The sequence below is a fragment of the Saccharopolyspora flava genome, from assembly GCF_900116135.1.
GTDB classification, from domain to species: domain Bacteria; phylum Actinomycetota; class Actinomycetes; order Mycobacteriales; family Pseudonocardiaceae; genus Saccharopolyspora; species Saccharopolyspora flava.
In genome coordinates this window covers 243,985-259,286 of the sequence record NZ_FOZX01000003.1, presented here as the reverse complement: position 1 = coordinate 259,286, position 15,302 = coordinate 243,985, and the positions used below count along the sequence as shown (strand labels likewise).

12 protein-coding genes are annotated in these 15,302 nt (G+C 71.7%); 5 read left to right on the top strand and 7 right to left on the bottom strand.

Annotated features, from left to right (window positions below; genetic code table 11):
- Positions 1-5 precede the first annotated feature (5 nt).
- The 4 genes from BM424_RS11555 to BM424_RS11540 are packed head-to-tail and all read right to left on the bottom strand — an operon-like array spanning position 6 to position 8,038.
- Positions 6-1,181 (bottom strand): cytochrome P450, encoded by a 1,176-nt coding sequence (locus tag BM424_RS11555; protein ID WP_217649684.1) that lies wholly within the window; start codon positions 1,179-1,181, stop codon positions 6-8.
- 5 nt (positions 1,182-1,186) lie between these two features.
- Complete coding sequence (locus BM424_RS11550; RefSeq protein WP_093416097.1) at positions 1,187-2,566, bottom strand: glycosyltransferase; 1,380 nt, start codon at positions 2,564-2,566, stop codon at positions 1,187-1,189.
- Between the two features lie 26 nt (positions 2,567-2,592).
- Positions 2,593-3,615: an FkbO/Hyg5 family chorismatase gene (locus BM424_RS11545; RefSeq protein WP_093416095.1), complete on the bottom strand. Its 1,023-nt coding sequence runs from the start codon at positions 3,613-3,615 to the stop codon at positions 2,593-2,595.
- Positions 3,616-3,640: 25 nt separating this feature from the next.
- Positions 3,641-8,038: an ATP-binding protein gene (locus BM424_RS11540; RefSeq protein ID WP_093416093.1), complete on the bottom strand. Its 4,398-nt coding sequence runs from the start codon at positions 8,036-8,038 to the stop codon at positions 3,641-3,643.
- A gap of 562 nt (positions 8,039-8,600) precedes the next feature.
- Here BM424_RS11540 and BM424_RS11535 point away from each other — a divergent pair.
- From BM424_RS11535 to BM424_RS11515, 5 genes are all read left to right on the top strand, one after another.
- The gene (locus BM424_RS11535; RefSeq protein WP_093416090.1) at positions 8,601-9,701 is read left to right on the top strand and encodes a 3-deoxy-7-phosphoheptulonate synthase; all 1,101 of its coding nucleotides are present in this window, start codon (positions 8,601-8,603) and stop codon (positions 9,699-9,701) included.
- 39 nt (positions 9,702-9,740) lie between these two features.
- Positions 9,741-10,013: an SH3-like domain-containing protein gene (locus tag BM424_RS29815; protein ID WP_093416087.1), complete on the top strand. Its 273-nt coding sequence runs from the start codon at positions 9,741-9,743 to the stop codon at positions 10,011-10,013.
- A complete protein-coding gene (locus BM424_RS29810; protein ID WP_093416085.1) occupies positions 10,006-10,284 on the top strand; it encodes an SH3-like domain-containing protein in 279 nt (92 codons plus the stop codon). Before BM424_RS29815 ends, BM424_RS29810 begins: the two co-directional genes overlap by 8 nt.
- Positions 10,281-10,871, top strand: a complete 591-nt coding sequence (locus BM424_RS11520) for a nitrile hydratase subunit alpha (protein ID WP_093416082.1) — start codon at positions 10,281-10,283, stop codon at positions 10,869-10,871. The genes BM424_RS29810 and BM424_RS11520 overlap by 4 nt, the downstream gene beginning before the upstream one ends.
- 70 nt (positions 10,872-10,941) lie before the next feature.
- Positions 10,942-11,976 carry a zinc-dependent alcohol dehydrogenase family protein gene (locus BM424_RS11515; RefSeq protein ID WP_093416080.1) on the top strand — a complete coding sequence of 345 codons (1,035 nt, stop codon included), beginning with the start codon at positions 10,942-10,944 and terminating at the stop codon, positions 11,974-11,976.
- Between the two features lie 189 nt (positions 11,977-12,165).
- Here BM424_RS11515 and BM424_RS11510 read toward each other — a convergent pair whose 3' ends face one another.
- The 3 genes from BM424_RS11510 to BM424_RS11500 are packed head-to-tail and all read right to left on the bottom strand — an operon-like array spanning position 12,166 to position 15,302.
- Positions 12,166-13,377 (bottom strand): cation:proton antiporter, encoded by a 1,212-nt coding sequence (locus BM424_RS11510; protein ID WP_093416077.1) that lies wholly within the window; start codon positions 13,375-13,377, stop codon positions 12,166-12,168.
- Between the two features lie 39 nt (positions 13,378-13,416).
- Complete coding sequence (locus tag BM424_RS11505) at positions 13,417-14,406, bottom strand: ornithine cyclodeaminase family protein (RefSeq protein ID WP_093416074.1); 990 nt, start codon at positions 14,404-14,406, stop codon at positions 13,417-13,419.
- A complete protein-coding gene (locus BM424_RS11500; protein ID WP_093416071.1) occupies positions 14,403-15,302 on the bottom strand; it encodes an ABC transporter substrate-binding protein in 900 nt (299 codons plus the stop codon). The genes BM424_RS11505 and BM424_RS11500 overlap by 4 nt, the downstream gene beginning before the upstream one ends.

The window sequence follows — 15,302 nt, the reverse complement described above, 5'->3', positions numbered from 1 at the left end:
CCTGGTCACCAGCGCACGGGCAGCGCGTGCAGACCGAAGAGGATCCCGTCGTACTTGAACGGCAGCTCGGAGACCGGCACCGCCACCTCCAGCGTCGGGATGCGCTCGAAGAGCTTCGAGTAGGCGACCTCCATCTCCAGCCGCACGAGGTTCTGCCCGAGGCACTGGTGCACGCCGTAGCCGAACGCGACGTGGCCCTGCGCGGACCGGGTCGGGTCGAACTCGTCGGGCCGTTCGAAGACCGTCGAGTCGTGGTTGGCGCCCGCGACCAGCGGCACCACGCCCTCGCCGGCCTTGATCAGCTGCCCGCCGATCTCGACGTCGTCGGTGGCGACCCGCAGCGCCACCATGTCGGCCACCGAGTAGTAGCGCAGCAGCTCCTCGACGACCCGCGGATCGTTGATCCACTCCGGGTGCGACAGCAGCGTCAGCACGCCCAGCGAGATGTTGTTCGCGGTGGTCTCGTGCCCGGCGATGAGCAGCAGCATCGCCACGCCCGAGAGCTCCTGGACCGACATGCCGTCGCCCGCGCTGAGCTTGCTGAGCAGGTCGTCGCCCGGTCGCTTCCGCTTGATCGCGATGAGCCGGTTGAGGTAGCGCAGGATCTGCTTGCTGGCCTCGTCGCGCTGCTCGTCGGTCGAGTTGATCGTCACCAGGACCTTCGTCTTGGCCTCGAAGAACGCGCGATCGACCTTCGGCACGCCCAGCAGCGCCGAGATGACCAGCGACGGCACCGACAGCGAGAAGTCCTCGACGAGGTCGGCGGTGTTGCCGCGGGCCAGCATCGCGTCGATCGATTCGTCCACGATGGACTCGATGGCCGGGCGCAGCGCGCGGATGCGCCGCACGGTGAACTCGGGCAGCAGCTGCTTGCGGAACTTGCCGTGGTCCGGCGGGTCCAGCGCCACGAACCACCCGGGGATCTCGCTGGCGGCGGGAACCCCGCCGGTCCGCCCGGGCGCGGGGAAGCCCTCGTGCGCCGGGTTGGAGCTGATCCGCGGATCGGTGAGCACCTCCCGCACGTCCTCGTGCCGGGTCACCAGCCACACCGTGTCGCCGGTGGGCAGCGCGGCCCGGGTCAGGCCGGGACGCTGCCGGAACTCGGCGTACTCGGGCGGCGGGAACGACACGCCCGGCCTGCGCAGCATGAACGGGACGGGCTGCTCTTCGGTGTTCGTCACGCGGTTCACTTCCCTGCGAGCGCGGGCAGATCGAGGATGAGATCGGCGGCGGTGGTGCGACCCCCGGCGGTGCGCTGGAGCGCGGCGAGCTCCTCGGCGCGCTGCCGGAACGACGGGTCGCCGAGCACCCGGGTGAGCTTGTCCAGCACGTCGTCGGGGTCCATGTCGCGCGGCTTGTCGAGGGTGAGGCTGACGCCGACGTCGTGGCCGCGCACCGCCTGGTCGTAGCAGTCGACCCACAGCGGCCGCATCACCATGGGCTTCCCGAAGTGCACGCCCTCGGTGTAGGCGTTGCCGCCGCCGTGGGTGAAGAACAGCCTCACGTTCGGGTGGGCGAGCACGTCGAGCTGCGACGACACCCACGACTCGATGCGCAGGTTGCCCGGCAGCTCCTCCGGCAGCCACTTCTGCTGGTCCTCGGGCAGTTTCCACAGCACGTCGTGCTGCCCCTCCAGCCGCCGGACGACCTCGACGAACGAGCGGACCTGCTCGGCGGTGAGCCGGGTGATCGTGCCGAAACCGGTGTAGATGACCGACTTCCGCTCGTCGAGCCAGCGGGCGAGGTCGTCGTCGGGGGCCTGCGGCAGCGGCGGCACCATCGCGCCCACGGTGCGCAGCCCGTCGGGCAGCTCGAACGGGTAGTCCATCTCCGGGACCGCGTAGCACAGCACCATCTCGGCGGCCTCGACGCGGGTGAACTGCCCGTAGGCGGCGGGGTCGATGCCGAGCTCGGCGCGGACCTCGGTGTCGCGCGCGTTGCGCTCCTTCATCATCGACGAGAACGCCAGGCTCAGCGTGCGCCACCGGAACAGCCGGTTCGCCAGCCGCTGGCGCACGTTCATCTTCCGCGGCAGCCCGGAGTTAGGCGCGGGGAAGTCCGGTGGCGTGTAGGACTTCCCGATCGGCACGGCCGAGGTGTAGAGGTAGCTGGGCACGAAGGTGTCGCTGAGCACGAACGGGATCTTCTCGGTGATCGCCAGCTCGTGCCCGAACTGGCACATGCAGTCGATGACCATCAGCGCCGGCTGGACCTTCTCCACGGCTTCTTGCAGCGCCCGGTACTTCGGCACCCGCTGCTCGGGCCGGTGGGTCTGCTCGATGACCGCGCGGTGGGCCTTGAACCGGGACGACTGGGTGACCTTGCGGTAGACCTCGTCGGGCCAGGTCACCGACGACATCTCGGGGGTGACGTCGCCGAGCGAGCAGAACTCGATCGGCGAGCCGACCTGGGCGGCCTCCACGCCGGCCCGCGCCTTCTCGTCGGCGACGAACCACAGGTCCGGCACGCCCCGGCGGGACAGCTCCTCGACGAGCACCAGCAGCGGGTTGAGCAGACCGGCCTCGGGGAGGCTGACGAACAGGATCGGCCGTGGGGGCGAGCTCATGGGGAACCTCTCGGCGTTGGTGGGGGTTACGGCTCGTTCCGGGGCGCGTGGACGATGCCTTCCAGCTCCACGGACAGGTCGGCTCGGCACACGTCGACGTTGAGGTAGGCGACCTGGGCGTCGGGGGAGAAGTGCTCCTCGCAGATCCGCCGCACGGCCGGGATGTCCTCGCGGTGGCGCACGTAGACCTTGATGGTGTCGAGGTCGGCGAGCGTGCTGTGCTGCTCGATCCGGTGGTCCGCGGCGGTTTCCGGCCCGATGAGGTGCGCGATGTTCTCCAGCGCCAGCAGCGTCTGCTTCTCCACGTCCCCGGCGAACAGCGTCTCGTGGCCGCGGATGCTGGAGGTGCCCGAGACGTAGACCTGCCCGGCGGCCCGGTCCTCGGTGGCGCTCACGTGGGTGGCGCGGGCGAACTTGGGCGGTCTCGGCCCGTACTGCTTCGGGTAGTTGTAGGCCGATACCTGCTTGGAGTTCTCGATCGGCGTCAGCGTGTTGCTGCGGGAGGCGAGCACGTAGAACGAGATTCCGCCGCCCAGCGAGCCGATGCCGGTCGCGGCCGGGACGGAGGTGTCGCTGAAGTTGCGGGCCTCGAACGCCTCCGCCCGGCCCAGGCAGAAGTCCCGGTAGACCTCCAGGCCGTCGGCGTTGTCGGCGTTGATGTCGTTGACGAAGTTCCACATCCGCGCGCAGCGCTGGTAGCCGAGGGATTCCATCAGCTCCAGCATCGTGGTGTAGGCGGCGCGGGTGGCTTCGGCGTAGTTCCCGGACGGCGGGACGCGGCCGCCGCAGATCAGGTGCTCGCCGTCGTGGGCGTAGCCGATCCCGCCGGACTCGCCGGTCTCCACGGGCCGGTCGGTGGTCCACACCTCGGCGAAGCCCTCGGCGGGTTCGCGGGCCATGTGCAGGTCGAGCCGCAGGTGCCCGGGCGAGACGTCGGGGTCGCTCGCGCCGTCGGTGTAGTGGATGGCGCCGAGCACGCCGCTGATCTCGTCGAGTTCGTCCAGCGGCACGAACGCGGCGGTGGGCAGGGCGCTGATCTGCTGTGTCATGGGTGAAGTCGCTCCAGTGTCGAGGTCAGTTCGCGCCGCGCTCGACGGCCGCGATGATGCGCGAGCGCAGCTCGGCGGGGCTGATGATCGCGTCCACCGAGCCCATCTCGACGGCGCGCTCGATGCTGTGGATCCGGTCGAACTCGGCGGCGACCTCGCCGAGCTTCTCCGCCCGCACCGCGGAGCGGACGTCGTCGAGCTGCGCGGTGAGCGCGTCCCGTTCGGCGTCGTCGGCGGCCGCGAGCTGGTCCTGCAGCTTGGCGACGCGGGGGTCGGCGGTGGTGCGGTCGCGCACGTCGCGGGCGAAGACCACGGCCGCCGCGGGGGCGCCGCCGATGACCGAGGCGTAGGAGCCTTCGACGGCCAGGACGGTCATGTTCGGGTTCAACGCCTTGGAGAACACCACGAAGGCGCCGCCGTGGTAGCGGGAGATCACGCAGAACACGATCGGGCCGTCGAAGTTGACGATGGCGCGGCCGATCTCGGCGCCGTACTCCAGCTGCAGCTTGCGCATCGATTCCGGGGAGCCGTCGAAGCCGGAGAGGTTCGCCAGCACCACCAGCGGCCGGTTGCCGCTGGCCGCGTTGATGGCTCGGGCGGTCTTCTTCGACGACAGCGGGAACAGGGTGCCCGCGGTGTAGGCGTCGGGCCCGTCGGTGGGCAGGAAGCCCTGGCGCGGCACCGAGCGGGATTCGATGCCGAGCAGGCACACCGGGTGACCGCCGACGTGGGCGTCCTGGACGACGGCGGTGTCGGCGTCGGCCATGCCCGCCCAGCGCTCCAAGACCTGGTGGTCCTGGTCGGAGACGGCGCGCATGACGGTGCGGATGTCGAAGGGCTTCTTGCGGTCCGGGTTGTGCTCGGGCGAGAAGATCTGGCCGACGCGGGTGAAGTCGCTGCCGTCGATCTCGTGCGGGAAGTCGCAGATGTCCCGGTCGGCCGGGTCGGTGGTGCCCGCCGAGCGCGGTGCGGTCTCGCCGGGGGCGATGTAGGTGTGCTCGTAGTGGGCCATGAGGACGTCCCGGGCCCCGGCGAGGTGCGGTGCCCAGTACTGGGCTTGCCCGTTGGGTCCCATGACGCGGTCGTAGCCGCCGATGCCGAAGTTGTCCTCGGCCGAGACGCCACCGGAGAAGTCCAGGGACTGCTTGCCGGTGAGCACCATCGCCGAATCCGGCGTCATCACCAGGATCCCCTTGGTGTGCATCAACATCGTGGCCTCGGCGTTCCAGTACGGCTGGGCGCCCACGTTGATCCCGGCCACCACGACGTTGATCTCACCGCCGCCCTGGGTGAAGGTGATGATCCGCTTGAGCACCACCGAGATCCAGTCCATCGTCTCGGTGCCCGAGGTCATCGAGATCCGGGCGCCGGCCGACAGCGCGAACCACTCCAGGGGGACGCCCATCTGCTCGGCGAGGTCGATCGCGGCGACCACCCGCGCGCACTCGGGTTCGGCGAGCGCGCCCAGCGATCGGGTCGGATCACCCAGCAGCACAACGCGTTTCACGCCCTCGGGGTGCAGCGCCGTCGGCGTGGTGACCACGCCGGTGACGAGTCCCGCGTCGTTGCCGCCCCTGGGGCGCTCGACCGGTTCCAGCGCGCCATCGCGCAGGTCGTGCTCGACGAACGTCCCGTCCGGGCCGGTGAGCAGGCCGATCAGCTCGTAGGGGTAGACCGTGCCGCGCCGCGCGGCCCGCAGCACCTTCTTCCGGTAGTCGTCGAGGGGCTGCTCCGGCTCGCCCGCGTCCTCCCGCTCGCCGGAGATGGGGTCGCGGGTGATGCGCGGCAGCTCCCGGGAGAACCACTGCCGCAGCACGTCGCGGGCCAGGCTCGCGACCTCGGGGAATCGCGTGCGCGTCGCCTCGACGAGGCGTTCCAGCAGCAGTTCGCAGCGTTCCCGCAGCGACTCGTCCGGCGGCGGGGCGCCCAGGAACCGGGTCAGCAGCTCGGTGGCCACCACGACGTCGTCCGACAGTCGCTGCAACGCCAGGAAGGTCCGCAGGACCGCGGTCTCCAGCTCCGGCCCGCGCTCCAGGTCGGTGACGCCGTGGTGGGCGAGCACGGTGCTCAGCACCGCCTGGAAGCCGACGCTGACCCCGGATCGGTCGAGGTCGAGGCTCTGCAGGTAGCGGTGGAAGTGCTCGCGCGGGCTGTGCGCACCGGCGGGGTCGGACTCGTCGCGGGGCTTGTCGCGGGCGAGTTCGGCGAGGTCGGCGAACACCGCCAGCAGGTCCAGCTCTCCCGCGCAGGGGCGCGCGCCGAGTTCCGCGCGGGCGGTCAGGTAGTCGGTGAGCAGCGCGCGGCGGTCGGTGGGGTCGAACCCGAGCAGCAGGTCCCGCAGCTCCCGCAGTCCGCGCTCGACCCGCACGACGGCGGAGTCGGCCTTCGGGCGCTCGGGGAGGTCGATCTCCACCGGTTCGGCGGAGGTCTCGGAGGTCTCGGCGTCGTCGGTCAGCGGTTCCAGCCGCAGCAGCGGAGCACCGGTTTCGACCTGGTTTCCCACCGCGGCGGGGCATTCGCGCACGCGGGCGCGGAACGGCGCGCGCAGCACCGTCTCCATCTTCATGCTCTCCAGCACCAGCACGGGATCCCCGGACTCGACCTCGTCGCCGACGGCCAGGGGAGTGGCCACCACCAGGGCCGGGGCGGGGGAGCGCACCACACCGCCCTCGTCGCGGCTGATCCGGTGCGCCACGCCGTCGATCTCGACGAGGTGGGCGGGGCCGTGGGTGGCCGCGACGAACCGGAAACCGCGCCCGTTGACCGAGATCCGACCGCTGTGGACGTCGAACCGCTCGATCTCGACGTCGGCGGTCCGGGTTTCACCGCCGCCGCTGATGTCCACGCGGAACCGCTGCGCCCCGGTCCGCGCCACGCTCACCCGGTAGCTCACGCCGCGCAGCTTCAGCGCCAGCGGCGCCCCGGCGTCGTGCCGGACCTGCGGATATCCGCCGCGCGCCGTCGCCAGCAGCTGCTCGCGGGAGGCGTCCTCGGCGTCCTGGTAGGCGTCGATGCCTGCGGCGGCCAGCGCGATCGCCGAATGCCGGTCGGTGACCAGGTCGCCTTCGGCGCGGACCCGGTCGATCCAGCCGGTGTCGGCGGTGCCGTCGATGACCTCGGGGCGGTCGAGCAGGTCGAGCACGAAGCTCTTGTTGGTGGCACCGCCCTCGATGACCACCGTCGTGTCGGCCATCGCGCGACGCAACCGCGCCAGCGCCTGGTCGCGGTCGGCGCCGACGGCGATGATCTTGGCGATCATGGAGTCGAAGTCGGGCGGGATGGTGTCGCCCTCGCTGACCCCGGTGTCGACCCGGACGCCCGGACCCGCGGGCAGCACGAGCCGGGTGATGCGGCCGGGCGCGGGCGCGAAGTCGCGGTCCGGGTCCTCGGCGTTGAGCCGCGCCTCCACGGCGTGGCCGGACTCGACGGGCCGGGAACCGTCCAGCGCACCGCCGCCGGCCACGTGCAGCTGCAACCGCACCAGGTCGGTGCCGGTGGTGGCCTCGGTGATCGGGTGCTCGACCTGCAACCGGGTGTTGACCTCGAGGAACGCGAACAGCCGCTCACCCGGGTGGTACAGGAACTCGACCGTGCAAGCGCCTCGGTAGTCGACGGCGACGGCGAGCCGTTCGGCGGAGGCCTTGAGCTCGGCGACCTGATCCGGTTCCAGCACCGGGGAGGCCGATTCCTCGATGATCTTCTGGTTGCGGCGCTGCACCGAGCAGTCCCGGACACCCAGCGCCCAGGCGGTGCCCTGACCGTCGGCGATGACCTGCACCTCGACGTGCCGCGCGCCGGTGACCAGGCGCTCCAGGAACACCGCGCCGGAACCGAAAGCCCGCTCGGCCTCCAGCCGCGTCCGCTCGTAGCACTCCGAGAGCTCCTCGGCCGAGTCCACCTTGCGGATGCCGCGCCCGCCACCACCCGCGGTGGCCTTGAGCATCAGCGGATACCCGATGTCCTCGCCGACCCGCAGCGCCTCCTCCAGCGTGGCGACCTCGCCGCGGCTCCACGGCGCCACCGGCACGCCGACCTCCTCGGCGAGGAGCTTGGCGCCGATCTTGTCGCCCAGCCTGCGCATCGCCTCCGCGTCGGGGCCGACGAAGGTGATGCCCAGCTTGTCGCAGAGCTCGGCGAAGGCCGGGTCCTCGGCGACGAAGCCCCAGCCGACCCACGCCGCGTCGGCACCGGAGTCGACCAGCGCGCGCTCCAGGACGGCGTGGTCGAGGTAGGGGCGGGCCGAGGCGGGGCCGAGCGGGATCGCCAGGTCGGCTTCGCGGACGAAGGTCGCTTCGCGGTCGGCGTCGGTGTGCAGCGCGACGGTCTCGACTCGTCTGCCGAGCTCAGCGGAGAGGTCCCGGACGGCGTGGATGAGCCGCATCGCGGCCTCTCCACGGTTGACGATGGCGACACGGCTGAACATCGGTCAAGCCTCCCGAGTACCCGCGTGCGGAAGGCGACGCCCGGACACCGGAGAGCCGGTCGGAACCTGTCCACAATGGTCGATGGCTCCACGGGCGCACGGGCGTTGCGCATCGCCCGTGCGTGAACTGGCGCGAAGCACGCCAGCAGCCTATGTCCGCAACAACTAGGGAAATGCCGGATTCTCGCCGGAGATCAACACCGCGCTGGTGTGAACGCCCGGATCGCGGGCAGCGGGCCGCGCGTGCCCGAGTCCGCCGCCACGCCCGTGCGCTGCGAGTACGGGGCTCAGGAGTCCTCTGTGGATTCCCATTTCGGGGTGGCGAGAACGACAACGCAAGAGGCGCAAGGCTTGTCGTCGACGCGAACGGGCCGGTTGCGGCGGGGTGCTACCGTCCTGGAGCGGTAGCAACGCGGCTGTCGTCGTGGTTCGGCCGGTCAACCCGAGACGAACCCGCCTGCGGAGCTTCACTCGCCGCACGCTGACGTCCCACCTCGCGCCGGATCGACGAAACCGGTCCGAGGACGCTGCGGCGGGCCGGTCACCGAAAGGACTTCCCGCCATGACTTTGACCGCAGGCCCTGCGGACATCACCCCCGACCTGGACGATCGGCGGGTCACGGCCGTCAACCCGCTGATCTCGCCCGCGCTGCTGCGCCAGGAGCACCCGATGCCCCCGGACGTGGCCAAGACGGTCGCCAACGGCCGCGCCGCCACCGCCGACGTCCTCGCCGGGCGCGACGACCGCGTGCTGGTGGTGGTCGGCCCCTGCTCGGTCCACGACCCCGAGGCCGCCCTGGACTACGCCCGCAAGCTCGCCCGCGCGGCCGAGGCGGTCCGCGACGAGGTGCACGTGGTGATGCGCGTCTACTTCGAGAAGCCGCGCACCACGCTCGGCTGGAAGGGCCTGATCAACGACCCGGACCTGGACGGCAGCTTCGCCGTCAACGAGGGCCTGCGCACCGCCCGCAAGCTGCTTCTGGACATCGGCGCCCTGGGCCTGCCGGTGGGCTGCGAGTTCCTCGACCCGATCCTGCCGCAGTTCATCGCCGACGCGGTCAGCTGGGGATCCATCGGCGCCCGCACCGCCGCCAGCCAGGTGCACCGCCAGCTGTGCAGCGCGCTGTCGATGCCGGTCGGCATCAAGAACTCCACCGACGGCGACGTCCAGGTCGCCGTCGACGCCACCCGCGCGGCCGCGGCGAGCCACGTGTTCACCGGCATCACCCCCGACGGCGTGGCGGCCCTGCTCACCACCACCGGCAACGACGACGGCCACGTCATCCTCCGGGGCAGCACCACCGGCCCCAACCACGACCCGGGCACCGTCGCCGACACCCTCGCCCGGCTGCGCAAGGCGAACCTGCCCGAACGCGTCCTGGTGGACTGCAGCCACGGCAACAGCGGCAAGGACCACCACCGCCAAGCCGAAGTCGCCGCCGAGCTCGCCGACCGGATCGCCGACGGCGAACCCGGCCTCGTCGGCCTGATGCTGGAGAGCTTCCTCGTCGAAGGCCGCCAGGACCTCGTCCTCGGCCGGGCCGACGCCCTCACCTACGGCCAGAGCATCACCGACTCCTGCCTCGACTGGCCCACCACGGAAACCCTCCTCACCACCCTCACCACAGCAATCCGAACCCGCCGCCGCGAGAGCCGCCGCTGAACCGGTGCGTCGGCGGGTTCGCGGGGATAGCGTCGGGGCGTGAGCAGAGTCAACGACGTCGGCGGGCAGCAGGGGTTCGGCGCGGTCGAGCCCGACGTGGACGAGGCACCGGTCTTCCACGCGGACTGGGAGGCGCGCGTGTTCGCGCTGCAGCGGGTCCTGCTGGCTCGCGGGGTCTACAACCTCGACGAGTTCCGCGACGCGGTCGAGCGGATGCCGCCCGCCGACTACCTCGGTTCCTCGTACTACGAGCGCTGGCTGGCCGGCATCGAGACGCTGCTGGCGGAGAAGGGTCTGCTCGACCGTGAGTGAGCCGCGCTTCGCCCCTGGCAGCCGGGTCCGCGCCGCGCTGACCGACCCGCCGCACCACACCCGCGTCCCGAGGTACGTGCGGGGCCGGGTCGGCGAGGTCGTCGAGTGCCAGGGCGCTTACCCGCTACCCGACGACCGGGCCCGCCGGTTCCCCGACTCTCGGGTCGAGCCGGTCTACACGGTCCGGTTCGCCGCCCGCGACCTGTGGGGCGAGGGGGCGCACCACGTGACGGTCGACCTGTGGGAGTCCTACCTGACGGAGGAGACATGAGCGGTGATCACGCGAGCCTGCCGGTCGCGGCACGGGTGCGCAGGCTGGAGGAGCGGCTCATCGAAGCCGGCCTGACCAGCGACGCCGAACTGGACTCGGCCGTCGCGAGCTTCCTGGACAACGCCTCGCCGACCAACGGTGCCCGCGTCGTGGCGCGCGCCTGGACCGACGACGGCTTCCGCGCCCGCCTGCTCGACGACGCCAACTCGGCGCTGCACGAGCTCGGGCTGTCGATGGGCGGCGGGCTGCAGGAGCAGCGGCTCAAGGTCGTCGAGAACACCCCGACCGCTCACAACGTCATCGTCTGCACGCTGTGCTCCTGCTACCCGCTGGCGCTGCTGGGCCCGTCGCCGAGCTGGTACAAGTACGAGGCCTACCGCTCGGGCGTGGTCCGCGATCCGCGCGGCGTCCTCGCCGAGTTCGGCCTGCACCTCGACGAGGACGTGACGATCACCGTCTGGGACTCCAGCGCCGAGACCCGGTACATGGTGCTGCCGCGACGCCCCGACGGCACCGGCGGTCGCGGTGAGGCCGAACTCGCCGAGCTCGTCACCCGCGAAGGCCTGATCGGCACCGCCGCCGTGTGACCGCCCCGCTGCACGCCACCGGCCCGCGGTTACAGTCGCCGACGTCAGCGGTGTCCGGGAAGGGTGAGCAGTGCGAGCAGTCGTCTTCGATGCGATCGGTGCCGAGCCGGAGGTCCGCGAGGTCGCCGAGCCGACCGCCCCCGACGGCGGCGTCGTCGTCCAGGTGCACGCGACCGGGCTGTGCCGCAGCGACTGGCACGCCTGGGCTGGCCACGACGACATCGCCCTCCCGCACGTGCCCGGCCACGAACTCGCCGGCGTGATCACCGAGGTCGGGTCGGGCGTGACGCGCTTCCAGGCCGGGGACCGGGTGACGGTGCCGTTCGTCTGCGGCTGCGGACGCTGCGAGTGGTGCCGCAGCGGCAACGCCCAGGTGTGCCCCGACCAGCAGCAACCCGGCTTCACCACGTGGGGTTCGTTCGCCGAGCAGGTCGCCCTGCACGCCGCCGACACCAACCTCGTCGCCATCCCCGACGGCGTCGGTTTCGAAGCCGCCGCGAGCTTGGGCTGCCGCTTCGCGACCGCCTACCGAGGCCTGGTCGGCCGCGCGCGGCTGGCCGAGGGGGAGTGGGTCGCGGTGATCGGCGCGGGCGGCGTCGGCCTCAGCGCGGTCATGATCGCCAAGGCGCTCGGCGCCCGGGTCGTCGCTGTCGACCGCAACCCGGAAGCCCTCGCGGTCGCCCACATCCTCGGCGCCGACCGCACCGTCGAAGCCGGAACCGACACCCCGGCCGCCGTCCACGACGTGACCTCCGGCGGCGCCCACGTCGCCGTCGACGCCGTCGGCAGCGAGCGGACCAGCTCGGACGCGATCTTCAGCCTCCGCCGCCGGGGCCGCCACGTCCAGATCGGCCTCCTCCCGCCGGTCGACGGCCACCCGCGCGTGCCGATGTCCCGGGTCATCGGCTGGGAACTCGATCTCCTCGGCAGCCACGGCATGGCCGCCGCCGACTACCCCGGCATGCTCGCCCTCATCGACCAGGGCGCTTTGGCCCCGCAAGCCCTCGTCGAACGCACCATCGGCCTCCCCGACGCAGCCGCCATGCTCCCCACCTTCGACCAAGCCACGGTCGCAGGCATGACCATGATCAACCCCGCGCTCTGACGGATCAGCTGCTGGGTTGATCAGCAGGTCCCGGCGGCCGGCCGGCGGTCACCGCAGGTGCTGGGCAGTGGGCAGTTTCAGCCATAATTGTCCGGGCAAAACGGACATTGATCATGGGTGATTATGGCTAAAACTGCCCACGACCCGGACACGCCCTCCCGCGACGGGAGGCTCGGACGGTGACAGCGGTCATCGGGTGTTCGCCGTGTCGTCGCGGGAGAGGTGGGTGGCGGTGAGGGGGAAGAGGAGGACGGTCACGGCTCCTGCGCAGACCATGACCGAGGCGGTGGCGTCGGTGATGAGCTGGGAGGACGCGGCGATCTGGGTGACCGCGACGATGATCGGCAGACCCGTGGCCGCGTAGAGGCCGAGCGCCATCCGGTCGCGGGTGCCGGTGATGCCGGAGCGGGTCGTGGTCCACGCTTCGCGCAGGAACACCGGCAGGCCGCGCACGAGCAGGATCACCGCGATGAACCCGAGCAGCAGCGGCCACTGCGACGCGACCGCGGCGATGTCGATGGCCATCCCGCTGGTCACGAAGAACACCGGGATGAGCAGGCTGAACCCGACGATCTCGATCTTGTGCGCGATCTCCTCCGCGTGCTGCCGGGTGACCGCCTGCAGCACCGCGTTCGACAGCAGACCGGCGGAGAACGCGCCCAGCGCGACGTCGAGTTCGAGTACCGCCGTCAGCAGCATCAGCGTCACCAGCACGAGAACGGTGATGCGCAACGTGGTCTGCATCGTCGTGTTCGAAGCGCCCATGACGGCACGGCCGAGCAGCGGCAACCTGCGCAGGATGCGGGCGGGCAGCGCGACCACGAGCACCGCCGCCGCGGCGAACGCCAGCAGCACGACCGCGGCCTGCCACGTGGCGCGCGTCGACAGCAGCACCGACATCGCCACGATGGGCAGCAGCTCGCCGTAGGCCCCGTGGGTCATGATCGCCCGTCCCAGCGGGGTGTCCATCCCGCCGGAGTCCTTCAGGATCGGCAGCAGCGTGCCCAGCGCCGTCGACGTCGAGGCGATCGCGATGACGATCGCCACCTGCACCTGACCACCGGTCAGCAGCAGACCCGCCCCGACGCCGAGCACGGCGCACAGCAGCCAGGTCAGCGCCGCGTGCCTGCCCTGCGCCCCGTGCATGTCCGCGACCCGGACCTCGAACCCCGCCAGCAGGAACAACAACCCCAGCCCGAGTTCGCGCAGCACCCCCACGGCCTCGGTCTCGCCCGCCAACCCGAGCACGTGCGGACCGATCAGCGCCCCGAACACCAGCAACCACACCACGTCCGGGACCGTCCGGCGGGTGACGAGCGCGAAGACCGGTCCCAACGCCGCGGCCAGCGCGATCCACCACACCGACAGCAGATCCGCCACCAGCCCGTGCTCCGCACCCATGAGGTGCCACGTTAACGGCGAAGGACACCGGCCGCCGTCCTACGGACGGCCTCGCTCACCGGCGGGGTCGATCCGCAGCGCGAGCGCGGCGAACGCGAGGTCCTGCAGCGCGATGCCGATCGAGTTGAACAGGGTGATCTGCTCCCGCCCGGTCCTGCCGGGGGCGAGGTCGGCCAGCACCGCGCCGAGCTCGGACCGGAAGTGCTGCTCGGTCGTCGCGCCGTCCCGCAGCGACAGCAGGACCTCGCCCGAGTCGTGGAGCTGGACGTCGGCGCTGTCGACGAACACGGTCGCTCGCGCCATGCCGCCGGAGTCGATCTCGCGGTGGTCGGGCCGAGGCGGTGCGCCGACGGCGTTGACGTGCTGACCCGGGCGCAGCCACGCGCCCTCGACGATCGGGACGCGGGAGGGGGTCAGCGTGCAGAGCACGTCGGCGGCGTCGACCACCTGGCGCGGGCTTTCCAGCGCCACCACCTCGATCTCGGGGACGCCGTCGGCCCGCTCGCGCTGCCGGAGCAGCGAGCCGAACGCGGCGACCCGCGAGGACGAGCGCGACCAGACCACGACCCGGTCGATCGCGCGGACCCGGCGGATCGCGGCGACGTGCTCGACCGCGAGCGGACCCGCGCCGACGAGCCCGAGAACGCGGGAATCGGTGCGCGCCAACGCATCGGTGGCGACGGCGCTGGCCGCGGCGGTCCGCATTCGGGTGCCGGTCGCGCCGCTCAGCACCGCCAGCCGGTCCCCGGTGCGGGAGTCCAGCACCACGACGGTCGACTGCTGGACGGGACCGCCCGCGTCCCGGTTGCCGGGCGCGTCGGTGAGCACCTTGACGACGGTCAGCCCGAGCCGGTGGGAGGTCGCCACCATCGGCAGCACGATGGTGGCCCCCTCCGTGCTGCTGGTCGCCGGGACCGGCTGCGCGGCGCGCCCGAGGGCGAGGTCGCGGTGCGCGGTCCGGACGGCCTCGATCAGCTCGCCGAGGTCGACGAGCCCGGCCAGGGCGTCGTCCTGCACGACAGCGGTCACCGGTAGTCCTTCATGAAGCTGTCGTCGGCGAGCTCGTGGTAGCCCGGGATCCGGGTGAGCATCGCGCTCTCGTGGAGCATCCGCATCCAGCGGTCGCTGCCCTCGGGGTCGATGGCCACGGTGTCCCAGACGGTGCTCGCCGACATCTGGCGGGTGGCCTCGCGAAGGATGTCGAGGTCCTTGCCCGGCCAGCGTGCGGTCAGGATCTCGTCGATGGTCTCGGCCGGGGTTTCCGGCAGGCGTTGCATGGCCGCGTCGATGCAGGCCGTGAAGCGGGTGAACCGGTCGCGCAGCTCCTCGACGCGGTCGGTGCGGCAGTAGTAGACGCTGTTGGGCATGATCCCGCCCTGGTCCAGGTTGCGGAACACGATCCGGCCCTGGCCGGTGGCCTCGACCTCGAGCGCCGTGACGAGGTCGAGGACGATCGCGTCGCCGAGGCCGGCGGCGAACAGCTCGACCATCATCGGCGTCGACAGGTCGCGGAGGAACGTGACGTCGTCGGGGTCGGCGCCCGACTCCCGGATCAGGCCCGCGGTGACCGCGTACGGAGCGCTGCCACCGATGCCGGGCGCGAGGACGACCTTCCCGCCGAGGTCGCCCAGGGTGAAGGACTCCGGTGCGCCGCGGTGCACGATCGCCTTGGGCGCCTGGTGGTTGAGCTGGCACACGACGGTCAGCTCCCGGCTGCTGCCCGCGTACATGCCCGGGACCCAGAGGCCGCCGAGCGCGAGATCGGCCTCGCCGGAAGCCAGGTCGTCCAGGACCCCGGTCCACGGGTCGCAGGCGCGGGCGGTCACCGCCAGGCCCGCGTCGCGGAACAGGCCGGTGGTGTCGGCGAGGTATTCCGGCAGGTAGTTCAGACCGTTGGCGGTCGCGGAGATGCGAAGGGCGTCCAC

Bases quoted from the DNA above. Each gene is read 5' to 3' on its own strand.
- BM424_RS11520 (WP_093416082.1), top strand. From the start codon at position 10,281: ATGAGCGGTGATCACGCGAGCCTGCCGGTCGCGGCACGGGTGCGCAGG.
- BM424_RS11510 (WP_093416077.1), bottom strand. From the start codon at position 13,377: ATGGGTGCGGAGCACGGGCTGGTGGCGGATCTGCTGTCGGTGTGGTGG.
- BM424_RS11540 (WP_093416093.1), bottom strand. From the start codon at position 8,038: ATGTTCAGCCGTGTCGCCATCGTCAACCGTGGAGAGGCCGCGATGCGG.
- BM424_RS11545 (WP_093416095.1), bottom strand. From the start codon at position 3,615: ATGACACAGCAGATCAGCGCCCTGCCCACCGCCGCGTTCGTGCCGCTG.
- BM424_RS11535 (WP_093416090.1), top strand. From the start codon at position 8,601: ATGACTTTGACCGCAGGCCCTGCGGACATCACCCCCGACCTGGACGAT.
- BM424_RS11550 (WP_093416097.1), bottom strand. From the start codon at position 2,566: ATGAGCTCGCCCCCACGGCCGATCCTGTTCGTCAGCCTCCCCGAGGCC.